The sequence below is a fragment of the Aeromonas sp. s10 genome, from assembly GCF_040907975.1.
GTDB lineage: Bacteria > Pseudomonadota > Gammaproteobacteria > Enterobacterales > Aeromonadaceae > Aeromonas > Aeromonas caviae.
The window spans coordinates 21390-32654 of the sequence record NZ_JBFOCV010000018.1 but is presented as its reverse complement, the minus strand read 5'-3'; the positions used below and the strand labels follow the sequence as shown (position 1 = coordinate 32654).

General features: G+C 60.6%; 9 protein-coding genes. 5 read left to right on the top strand and 4 right to left on the bottom strand.

Annotated elements, in window-relative coordinates:
* Window position 1: 1 nt before the first annotated feature.
* Window positions 2–2056, top strand: a complete 2055-nt coding sequence (gene recD / locus AB5Y59_RS04975; RefSeq protein WP_368211573.1) for an exodeoxyribonuclease V subunit alpha — start codon at window positions 2–4, stop codon at window positions 2054–2056.
* 140 nt (window positions 2057–2196) lie between these two features.
* A complete protein-coding gene (locus tag AB5Y59_RS04970) occupies window positions 2197–3468 on the top strand; it encodes a hypothetical protein (protein WP_368211572.1) in 1272 nt (423 codons plus the stop codon).
* A 414-nt stretch (window positions 3469–3882) separates the two neighbouring features.
* On the opposite strand, the gene AB5Y59_RS04965 is transcribed toward AB5Y59_RS04970, so the two are convergent.
* Entirely contained in the window at window positions 3883–4281 is a 399-nt protein-coding gene (locus tag AB5Y59_RS04965) for a VOC family protein (RefSeq protein ID WP_368211571.1), read from the bottom strand.
* A 75-nt stretch (window positions 4282–4356) separates the two neighbouring features.
* Between AB5Y59_RS04965 and AB5Y59_RS04960 the strand changes: the two genes are divergently transcribed.
* A complete protein-coding gene (locus AB5Y59_RS04960; RefSeq protein ID WP_069785367.1) occupies window positions 4357–5271 on the top strand; it encodes a helix-turn-helix transcriptional regulator in 915 nt (304 codons plus the stop codon).
* A 59-nt stretch (window positions 5272–5330) separates the two neighbouring features.
* Here AB5Y59_RS04960 and AB5Y59_RS04955 read toward each other — a convergent pair whose 3' ends face one another.
* Together AB5Y59_RS04955 and glnK are read right to left on the bottom strand one after the other, a co-directional pair.
* On the bottom strand, window positions 5331–6572 hold the full coding sequence (locus AB5Y59_RS04955; protein WP_368211570.1) for an ammonium transporter: 1242 nt from the start codon (window positions 6570–6572) through the stop codon (window positions 5331–5333).
* 25 nt (window positions 6573–6597) lie between these two features.
* A complete protein-coding gene (glnK, locus tag AB5Y59_RS04950) occupies window positions 6598–6936 on the bottom strand; it encodes a P-II family nitrogen regulator (protein ID WP_010675904.1) in 339 nt (112 codons plus the stop codon).
* Between the two features lie 386 nt (window positions 6937–7322).
* Between glnK and AB5Y59_RS04945 the strand changes: the two genes are divergently transcribed.
* Both AB5Y59_RS04945 and AB5Y59_RS04940 read left to right on the top strand, forming a co-directional pair.
* Window positions 7323–8324: a sensor domain-containing diguanylate cyclase gene (locus tag AB5Y59_RS04945; protein WP_039040121.1), complete on the top strand. Its 1002-nt coding sequence runs from the start codon at window positions 7323–7325 to the stop codon at window positions 8322–8324.
* Between the two features lie 130 nt (window positions 8325–8454).
* Complete coding sequence (locus tag AB5Y59_RS04940; protein WP_010675902.1) at window positions 8455–8868, top strand: hypothetical protein; 414 nt, start codon at window positions 8455–8457, stop codon at window positions 8866–8868.
* Window positions 8869–8930: 62 nt separating this feature from the next.
* Here AB5Y59_RS04940 and AB5Y59_RS04935 read toward each other — a convergent pair whose 3' ends face one another.
* A complete protein-coding gene (locus AB5Y59_RS04935; RefSeq protein ID WP_039040120.1) occupies window positions 8931–10925 on the bottom strand; it encodes a methyl-accepting chemotaxis protein in 1995 nt (664 codons plus the stop codon).
* Window positions 10926–11265 lie beyond the last annotated feature (340 nt).

Genomic DNA, 11265 nt, shown 5'->3' with positions numbered 1-11265 from the left:
GATGAAGGGCGAAACCATGATAGAGCGGCTGAAAGCCTTGGCGCTGGCGGGGCGCATCCGCCAGCTTGACCTGCAATTTGCCAGGCTGGTGGCCGACCTTGGCGGCAGCCCCGAGCTGGTGCTGGGGGCCGCGCTCGCCTGCCATGAGCTGGGGCGCGGCCATGTCTGCCTGCCGCTGGCGATGCTCGCTCAGGGCGGTGACGGGCAGGGATCCTCGCGTCCCTTCGGGCTGGATCCGGATCAGAGCCGGGATCTGCTGGCGGATCTCGCGGATCCTGCAAGCTGGCCCGCCCTCTTTGCGGCCAGCCCCCTGGTGGGGAGCGAACAGGAGGAGGGGGAGATCCCCCGCTGGCCCCTGCGACTCTGGGGGGATCGCCTCTACCTCACCCGCTACCACGACTTTGAGCTGGGGGTGGCCCGCCACCTTAGCACCTTGAGTGAACGGGCCGAATGGCCGGAGATTGCCCCGGCCCTGTCACGCCTCTTTGCCCGCGACTACGGCCTGGTGTTCGGGGCCCTGCTCAAGGCCCGCCTCGCACCGGATTTCTCCGTCCGCCACTTTGTGGAGAAGTACCTGGATCTGGTCTTCCCCCATGAGGTGGAGTGGCCCGCCGTGGAGACCCTGCTAAAAAGCGCCCAGGCGGCCAGCGAGCTGGAGCGGCTGGATACCCTGGTGCCCGAGGCGCTCTGCTGCAACGGTCAGAAGCTGGCGGCGGCCACCGCGGCGGCGCGCCCCTTCGCGGTGATCTCAGGCGGCCCCGGCACCGGCAAGACCACGACGGTGGCCAAGCTGCTCGCCATCCTGGTGGAGACCGGGTTGCAATCGGGCAAGGCCCCGGCGATCCGGCTGGTGGCCCCCACCGGCAAGGCGGCGGCGCGCCTCACCGAGAGTATCGGTTCTGCCCTGCAGGCCCTGGATCTGCCCCCCGAGTGGGTGGAGGCCATCCCCACCGAGGCGGGCACCCTGCATCGGCTGCTCGGGGTGATCCCCGGGCGCAGCCAGTTCCGCCATCACAGAGGCAACCCGCTGCACCTCGATCTGCTGGTGGTGGACGAGGCCTCCATGGTGGACCTGCCCATGATGGCGCGCCTGCTGGACGCGCTGCCCCGCCACGCCCGCCTCATCCTGCTCGGCGACAAGGATCAGCTCGCCTCGGTGGAGGCGGGGGCCGTGCTCGGGGATATCTGCAGCTTTATCGAACAGGGCATCAGCCCCGCGCAGGCGGATTGGCTCTCCCGCCAGACCGGCTATCGCCTGCAAGGCACGCCGGCGGGGGCCAGCGTGCGCGACAGCCTCTGTTTGCTCTCCAAGAGCTGGCGCTTTGACCAGCATTCGGGCATCGGCCAGTTGGCGCGAGCCTGCAACAGCGGCGACGGGGCGGCGGTGGAAGCGGTCTGGGGCGCAGGATTTGGCGACATCCGCCTGCACCCCTGGGCGGGGGAGGCTTACAACGCCTTGATCGCAGAGGGGGTGGCCGGTTATGGCAGCTACCTCAAGGCGGCCCGGGCCGGCGAGGATCCGGCGGCGGTGTTCAAGGCGTTCAACGGCTTCCAGATCCTCTGCGCCCTGCGGGACGGCCCCTTCGGGGTGACGGGGCTCAACGAGCGGCTCGAACTGGCCCTCGCCAAGGCGGGGCTGATCGCCCGCGACGGCGACTGGTATGCGGGCCGCCCCGTGATGGTGGTGCGCAACGACCACGGGGTCGGCCTCTACAACGGCGACATGGGGCTCTGCCTGCCCGATGACACCGGCCGCCTCAAGGTGTGGTTCGAGCAGCCGGACGGCACCCTGCGGGCGCTGTTGCCCAGCCGGTTGCCCCCTCATGAGACCGTCTACGCCATGACCATCCACAAATCCCAGGGCTCGGAGTTTGCCCATACGGTGCTGGTGCTGCCCGACAGCCCCAGCCCGCTGCTGACCCGCGAGCTGGTGTATACCGGCATCACCCGCGCCAAGGTGCGCCTTGATCTCTATGGCGATCGCGCCCTGCTGGCACAGGCGGTGCGGAAAAAGACCGAGCGGTATTCAGGGTTGGCGGAGAGGTTGGGGGAGTGATGAATTGGGGGGCGGTAAAGGGATTTACCGGTGTTTGATGAGATCTGGCTAATTAAACCTACAAACGTGATGCAATGGAATGCTGGTATAAATATTTGTATAGGAACGAAATTACAGATCATTCTGTAAGGGGATTTATAATGAACATCGGCAAGAGGTTTAAATGTAATATTTGCGGTGAAATTATTGACTGTAGAATTGGCATGTCAAATAGAGATGTTCAGCCATTCCAGTTTGCTTGTCCTAATTGTGAGGAACGAATTACATTTGTTCTTGGTTCGGGGGCAGGAAGTCTAGAGGGGGCTGAAGAGATTCTTAATTTCGATGGGCCTTTTAAAGGTGAATATCCATTTATAGATTTACACCTTGATTTCCCCGTCGATTTTGGTATCTACAAATTAGGTGAGACCACTTTCTTTAAAGTTTTGGAAAGGATTGGGCGTGAGGCTTTGGGGGATTTAAGTCTGTGTCTAAATACTCTTAATACACTATATAAAAAAGAAAATGACCTTAGAAGATTAATAACTCAATATATTAGAAATGATATACAAGGCTTTGAGCGTGCTTGCAACGCGATAGATATACCAAACGTAAAATTAAGAACACATAAAAAAGAAGACGTACTTGCAGCACTGTATTCAGCTACATCGATTATGTCGTCACCATTCACGATACATGAGCATAATAAAGAATTAAGCACGGAATTTCCAAGCTTACTTAAATATCTTGATGAGACAGAACACGATAAAATACGTGATTTTATTAGTGAGTTAATTAATAAATCATTCTTGAAGAATCTGCATCATGATTGTTTGAAACTATATCCAAAGATGATTTCTTTAGATTTACCGTTACGACCTACACTATATTATGATTATATAGACAGTTATGATATTGGATTGACGCCAGCAAGAGTTTCGAGTGCAGACTTTGATACTTGCAATAATATATACAAGGATCTAGCTGAGGTGTTTTCGCGTCAGCTTACATTGGTTGCTGGAATAAATAATTTAATAAAACGTGGCGATCACAACATGTTTAGTGATGAAGTTAGGCTAAACAAGAAGAAAGAAGTTATTCGGGGTTATTCATCTTTGGATAGGTTTGCTGACGTTGATTTTGGTAACAAATTAGCAGCTTTAGATGATTCATTTTATATGGTTAATATTGAAGCGGTCGACAGTCGATTAAGAAATGGCATTGCGCATTACAAGTATGAGTATACAGAGTCTACACAGCTTATAAAAATTTATCCTAAAAAAGAGGGTTTAGAGAGAAAGGAATTTGATGAAATATATTTCTTGGAGTTTATGCGAAAAATACTGATGTTATTTAGGGAAGTGCACAATATAAATCATATGATAAAGGCCATTCATTACTATTGTATATTTATATTAAAATTTGAGGTTTGATTATACCTCTTATGTTGGGCTTCGCAGGTTCAGCACCAACCTACCGCTTTTGTAGGTTGTGGCTGAGCGCAGCGAAGCCCAACGTTTACCGCGAACTCTCTTTTTCCTGCCCCTTATCTCCAGCTCTTCTCCTCCTTTTTTAATCAACGGGAGAAGGGAGCAATGCCGTTACCGCTGTCCGATTACGCTTCGCTAATCGAACCTACGTGGCTGCCACCTCGATTATTTGATCCGTCCAGCCAGGGGCGCTTGCTTGCTCCTCCCCCTGCCAAGGGGGAGGTGGGGAGGGGGTCATGGCCCCATCCGTCAATCGGCACGGCATACCCCTACCTTCCCCTTGAAAAGGGGAGGGGGCAAAGCAGATGGCTCACCGGCTACTTGGCAGAGTGGCATCACTCGAACCGTCCCCTTGGGTTAGATAGTCAGCTCCAGCCGATTGCCTTCGGGATCGAGGAAGGTGCTCTCGTAATAGCCGTCGCCGGTCCAGCGGGGGCCGTCCAGGTGTTTCACCTCGGCGCCCTTGAGCAGCTTGAGGCGGGCTGTCATCTGGTCCACCGCATCCACACTGCCGAGGGAGAAGGCGAGATGGGCCAGCCCCTGCAACGGGTGCGGCAGATGGAGATCTGCCGGGAACAGGATGGGGGTGTGCATCAGCTCCAGGCTGGCGCCTCCCTCGAAGCGCACGAAGTAGGAGCTGAATTGTTTGCTCGGGTTGTGGTAGCGCTCATTGGCCTGCCCGCCAAACAGGGAGCAGTAGAATGCCTTGAGTGCCTCCAGATCCTGCGTCCAGATGGCGACGTGATGGATGTGCATGGCTGGTCTCCTGTGACTCGATGCCCTTGATGCTATGCTGTGGCCTGTCCCTTCGACATGGCTGAGCCCGTCCTGATGATGTCTGAAACTGCCAATCTTGAAGTCATTGACGTTTCCCTCGACTGCCGCGAGCAGATCTGCTGCGACAGCCTGCTGCCGGCCCTCGCACAGGAGCAGGTATGGCTGGCGGGCTATTCCCGTCTCAAGACCCGTTATCGCATTTCCCGCCGCTTTGCCGATGTGCACTGTTTTCTGCTGACTCTGGGGGGCGAGGGAGAGGTGCTGATCGGCGATCGCTTCGAGCGGTTGCAGGTCGGGGAGTGGGCGCTGATCCCGGCCGGGGAGCCGCTCTGCTACCAGCTTAGTGAGCAGTTGAGTGAGCAGCTTAATGAGACGTTGAACCAGCAGGTGAATAAGGGTGGTGAGTGGGAGCTGGTGTGGCTGCTGTTGCACAAGGATTCCCCCTGGGATGCCTTCGCCAGCCACCCCCGGCTCGGCTGCACCTCCCAGCAGGCCACCCTGCTGCGCACGATCGAGAACCTCTATGCGGAGCAGGAGCGCCATCAGGACCCGCTGCTCAGCGCTCTGCTGGTGGAGCAGCTCGGTTTCTACCTGCGCCGCCTGCTGCAAAAGGGAGAGGGACAGAGCCGCGGCGAGCGGCTGGCGCTGCGCCTCGAATTGCTGCTCAAAGAGGCGCTGACCGAGCCTTGGGACATAGCCCGCATGGCCGGCGCCCTGCACTTCTCCGAGCGTCAGCTCCATCGACTCTGTCAGCAGCATTTCGCGCTGGCGCCCATGGCGCTGCTGCAACGGTTGCGGTTGCAGCGGGCGGCGCTCTTGCTGGCGAGCCGGGCCGACCCGGTGAAGCAGTTGGCCGAGCAGTGCGGCTTCAAGAACGAATACCACTTCTCCACCGCCTTCAAGCGCCAGCATGGGCTGGCGCCCAGTCACTATCGCCGATTGCATCACCCCGCCTTCAAGGGGCGCTGAGGGCGCCCAAAAAAACGGGGCCCGAGGTGTCCCCCGGGCCCCGCAAGCAGATGGCGTGCTTAGATGCTGGATTTGACGCTGACGAACTCGGGGTAGGCATCGATGCCGCACTCGTGGACATCCACACCCATCATCTCTTCCTCTTCGCTGACCCGCAGGCCCATGGTGGCCTTGAGCAGGCTCCAGACCACGAGGGAGACGACAAAGACCCAGCCGAAGATGGTGGCAGCACCCAGCAACTGGGTACCGAAGGTGGCGCTCGTGTTGGAGAAGGGCACCACCATCAGGCCGAACAGGCCGCAGACGCCGTGTACCGAGATGGCGCCGACCGGATCATCGATCTTCAGGCGATCGAAGGCGACGATGGCGTAGACCACCAGGGCGCCGGCCAGGGCGCCGATCAGGCTGGCGAACAGCGGGCTGGGGGAGGCCGGGTCGGCGGTGATGGCGACCAGACCGCCGAGGGCGCCGTTGAGGATCATGGTGAGATCCGCCTTGCCCCAGGTGAGCTTGCTGACCAGCAGGGCGCCGACCACACCGGCGGCCGCGGCGGCGTTGGTGTTGACGAACACGGTGCCGATGGCGGTGGCATCAGCGGCGCTGGAGAGCGCCAGTTGGGAGCCACCGTTGAAGCCGAACCAGCCCATCCAGAGGATCAGGGTGCCCAGGGTCGCGAGCGGCAGGTTGGAGCCGGGGATGGGGTAGATCTCCCCTTGCTTGCCATATTTGCCGCGACGGGGGCCGAGCAGCAGCACGGCGGCCAGGGCAGCGGCAGCGCCCGCCATGTGGACGATGCCGGAGCCTGCGAAGTCGGAGAAGCCCGCCTCCTTCAGGAAGCCGCCGCCCCAGCTCCAGTAGCCTTCCACGGGGTAGATGAAGCCGGTCATCACCACGCAGAACAGCAGGAAGGACCAGAGCTTCATCCGCTCTGCCACCGCACCTGAGATGATGGAGGTGGCGGTGGCGACGAACACCACCTGGAAGAAGAAGTCGGAGTGCAGGGAGTGGCCCGCGTCGTCCGCCTGGCTGCCCATCAGGCTGCCAAAGCTCGGCAGCCAGCCGCCAGCGCTGTTGTCCACGTACATGATGTTGTAGCCGACCAGCAGGAACATGATGCAGGCGATGGCATAGAGCAGGATGTTCTTGGTCAGGATCTCGGTGGTGTTTTTGGCACGGACCAGGCCGGCTTCGAGCATGGCGAACCCGGCGGCCATCCACATGACCAGCACGCCGGAGATCAGCAGGTAGAAGGTGTCGAGTGCATAGCGCAGCTCGCTGACGGATGTGATCAACTCTTCCATGTCGTATTCCTCAGTTCCAGTCGTATCAAAGGGCGTCTGCGTCGGTCTCGCCGGTGCGGATGCGCACGGCGGCCTGCAGGTCATAAACGAAGATCTTGCCGTCACCTATCTTGCCGGTGTGGGCGGCCTTGCTGATGGCTTCGATGATCTGCTCGACGTTGTCGGCCAGGGTGGCTATCTCCAGCTTTACCTTGGGCAGGAAATCCACCTGGTATTCGGCACCCCGGTACAGCTCGGTGTGCCCCTTCTGGCGGCCAAACCCCTTGACCTCGGAAACCGTCAGCCCCTCGACGCCGAGGTTGGCGATGGCTTCGCGCACGTCGTCGAGTTTGAACGGCTTGATGATGGCGGTGATTAATTTCATGCAATATCCCCAATCCTTGTGGTTCACCCAGATAAAGGCAAATATTGCGCCAAAAAAGTATTTTTCTTTTTATTCATGCACTTACTTATTAATCGCAGCCCTGGTCAGCGAGGCTTGCCCAATATGGGCAGGGCTGCGCCAAAGGTGTGCACCGCCGTGGTGCAATCTGGCCGGCAGAAGAACGGAAGGGAGCGTGACGGCGCGCAAGACTCGAAAGTGTGCGGGCTGCTACTGTTGTTCAACAAGAGGGCAACCTGGCCGATAACCCGTCATGACGGGGTGTCGAGGCCAGTCGCCCCCTTGAAGGCTCGACCGGCAGGCCCGGTTTTCCCGCCAGGTCAACAAGCGGATCCGTGGCGCCGAGTAGCAGAACAAGGAAGGTTTTCATGCTGCATGACAATGAGATGACAAGGCTACCGGCCCTCGACGAGGCCGTGATGAGCGGCATGCTGGAGGTCGTGAGCGACGGTCTCTGGGACTGGAATGCCAACACCGGCTATGTCCATCGCTATCCCGGCTGGTATCAGATGCTGGGGTATGAGCCCCACTCCCTCGACAACACCGTCTTCACCTGGGAGAACCTGATCCACCCGGACGATCTGGCGCAGGTCATGGAGAGCTTCGATGCCTGCCTGAGCGGGCGGGCGGCGGACTACCGGGCCGAATACCGCTGCCGTTGCCGTAACGGTGACTACCTCTGGGTGGCGGATTGCGGCCGCATCGTCGCACGCAACCCCGACGGCAGTGTCGCCAGGATGGTGGGGGCACACCGCAACATCCACGCCCAGCGGGAACTCTACGCCAGGCTGGAGCTGCAAAACCGCACCCTGGAGCAGCAGGTGGCGCAGCGTACCGCCGAACTGGAGCGGCTCAACCAGGCATTGCAGTTTCAGGTGGAGGAGAACCGCCGCCTGGCGGAGACGGATTCCCTGACCGGCGCGGCCAGCCGCTATCGGCTGGAGCAGGCGGTGCGGCTGGAGCATGAGCGCGCCAAGCGCTTCAAGGAGCCCTTTGCCGTGATCGCCATGGACGTGGACGACTTCAAGCAGATCAACGATCGCCATGGCCACGGGGTGGGGGACCAGACCCTGATCGATATCGTGCAGCTGACCCGGGGCTGCATCCGCGAGATCGATCTGCTGGCCCGCTGGGGGGGTGACGAGTTCATGCTGGTGCTTCCCAATACCCGGTTGCCCGACGCCCGGGTGGTGGCCGAAAAGCTGAGGCAGCGCCTGAGCCATGCCAGGGTCAAGGGGATCGAGCCCGTGACCTTGAGTTTCGGGTTGGTGGAGTCCGACCCCGACGAGCAGGTGTCCCACCTGATGGCACGGGTCGACAGGGCGCTCTACCGGGCCAAGCTGGCGGGCAAGGACCAGCTCAGCGGCTGATAAGGGCACTGGTCGGAGCCGCTACGGGGCTTTTCCCCCCCGAATACGGCTTGACCAAGGGATTTTCTTGACTCCAATTCATCCCGCTGGTTTCATGCGCGCTCTTTTCATTCTTGCGAGATGTATCTTCATGAAAAAGTCCTTGCTGATTGCCCTGACCGCCCTGCCTCTGGTTGCCCACGCCGGCCTGATGGATTCCCTGACCGACACCGTGACCAGCAGCGTCACCAGCACCGCCAAAGAGATGGCTGGCAACGCCATGGACACCGCTTCCAACGAAGCGATCAAGAAGGCCCTGGACATCAAGGAAGGCGGCTCCAACAAGCAGGCCATCAAGGACAAGCTGGGCGCCCCGGCCAGCACCAAGACCGACGCCGGTCTGGAAGTGTGGACCTATGACCTGGACGCTCTGAACAAGGCCTCCCCGCTGCTGGCCGAGACCACCAAGTCCCTGCTGAAAGACTCCGAAGTGGCCCAGAAGAACGTGGTCATCAAGTTCGAAGGCGAGACCGTGAAGACCCTGAACCTGGCCAACAAGGCCTGAGTCCTGGCAAAGTGAATGAAAAAGGGGCCCGCGGGCCCCTTTTTGCTGCCTGGCGTTCAGGCTCACACCTTGAAGCGGTGCACCAGTGCCAGCAACTGGCGGTTGGACCCCAGCAGGGTGGCGGCGCTCTGCTCCGTGTTGCCGCCGTTCTCCACCAGGAGGTTCAGCATGTCGCGAATGCTCACCATGTTGCGGTTGATCTCCTCGGTCACCCGGCTCTGCTCCTCGGCAGCGGTGGCGATCTGGCTGCTGAGATCGTGGATCTGCACCACGGCGTCGGCCATGGTGTCGAGGCCGCCGGTGACCTGCCCCGTGGTGTCGGCCGCCGCCTGGCAACTGCGCTTGGTCTGCTCCATGGCGACCACGGCCTCGGCGACCCCCTGGGTGAGCCGTGACAACATGCTGCCCACTTCGGCGGTGCTGTTCTGGGTGCGTGCCGCGAGGGCACGCACCTCGTCGGCCACCACCGCGAAGCCCCGGCCCTGTTCACCGGCCCGGGCCGCCTCGATGGCGGCGTTGAGCGCCAGCAGGTTGGTCTGGGCGGCAATGCCGCCGATCACCCCGAGTACGCTGCCGATCTGCTGGGCATCTTCCTGCATCTCCAGCACCTTGGCGGCGGCGAGATCCACCTCGTCGATGAGGGCCACCACGCTGGCGGAGGCTGACCCCACCACCTTGCGGGAGCTGGCCGCCTGACCGTTGGCGGCCTCGGTGAAGCTGGCGGAGTCGTTGGCGTGGCGGGCAACGCTGTCGGCGGTGGAGCTGAGTTCGTTGAGGGCGGTGACGACCTGATCGGTTTCGCTGGCGTGTTCTCCCAGGATCCGCCTAGCCTGCCCGGTCTGTTGATCGAGCTGGGCCAGCTCGCGGGTGATGAGGTCGGTGGCGGCGGTCACCTGCACCATCATCTGTTGCAGGAAGGCGATGAAGCGGTTGACCGACAGGGCGATGTTGTCCAGCTCGTCATGCCCTTTGACCTGGATGCGGGCGGTCAGATCGGCGTCGCCGGCGCTGAGGGCGTCGATGTTGAGCTTGAGGGTCTGCAGGCGGCTGCCAAGCTGGCTGATGGCCAGCACCATGAGCACGAACAGCAGCCCCGCCAGGGGGAGCTGGATGCTCGCCAGGGTGGCGAGCACATCCCGGCTGTCCTGGGTCAGGGTGCGGGTCGGCAGGGCGGCGGCCAGCAGCCAGGGGGTCCCTTCGATGGCCTCCATCAGCAGGGTCTGTTCTTCACCCTGATCCTGGAAGGTGGTGCGCAGCTGCCCCTTGCTCGCATCCTGGCCCAGCAGGCCGCTGATGGCGAGGGCGAAGGGATAGTCGGCGTGGGCGGAGAGGTTGCCGAGCACCACATCCCCGGTCAGACGGGCGTTGCGGCTCAGGATCTTGCCGTCAGCCTCGATGATCATCACCTGACCGCCGATCTCCTGCTCTTTCTTGGCCACCAGATCGTTGAAGAAGCCCAGGGTGACGTCTATGGTCGACACCCCGTAGAGGGCGCCATCCTGGTAGATCCCCATGGCGCAGTTGGTTCTCGGCTGCTGGCTCGCGCCATCCTTGTAGGCGGCGGCCCAGGCACAGACGCCACGGGGCGCCTGCTGACCGGCCTTGTGCCAGGGCTGATCGAAATAGTTGGGCGCCTCTGCCGAGTTCCAGTAGGTGTTGGGAATGAGGGCGTTGGACGCATCCCGGTGGAAGAAGGTGCTGAACTTGGCGCGCCCCGCCTCCCGCTTGTCCGGCAGGGGCCAGATGCCGCCACCGAAGACCATGCCGTTGCCGTACTGGTCGATGAGGGCCGGGAGCTGGGCATCTATCTGCTCGCTCGGCAGTTGTGCCACCAGCTGGGTGATGCTGCGCGACTGGGTCTGCACCCCGTTGAGCTGGTCACGGATATCGGTCGCTATCTCGCCGACCCGCAGCGCCACGTTCTCCTCCCCCGCTTTTTGCAGGGCGGGGGTGATCCAGATCTGGATGCCGATCACCGTCAGGGCGCACACCAGCGCCATGAAGCCCAGAAAAACGGCGGTATAGCGCCCCTTGATTGTGCCCAGATTCCATCCCATAACGACTCCTGTCCACTGTGTCCGGGATCGTGCCCGCGTCTGTTGTGTGAAGGGCCATTATGATTTATTTCGAAAGTGAAACGTTTGTTATCGCTCACATAACATGACGTGGGCAGGCAGGAAAAGGTGAAAAAACTGGGGGGTGGAGACAAAAAAAGGGTGGCTTGCGCCACCCTGTCGTTTTCGCCGGTGTCGGGGCAGGGCCCCGCCGGATCACGGGTCTGCTTCGGCAAACCGCTTCATTACGTCGACTTACTGGTTTGCTTATGCGAACTGCTTCATCACCTCGACTTACTGGTCTGCTTCGGCAAACGGCTTCATTACTTCGATTTACTGGTTT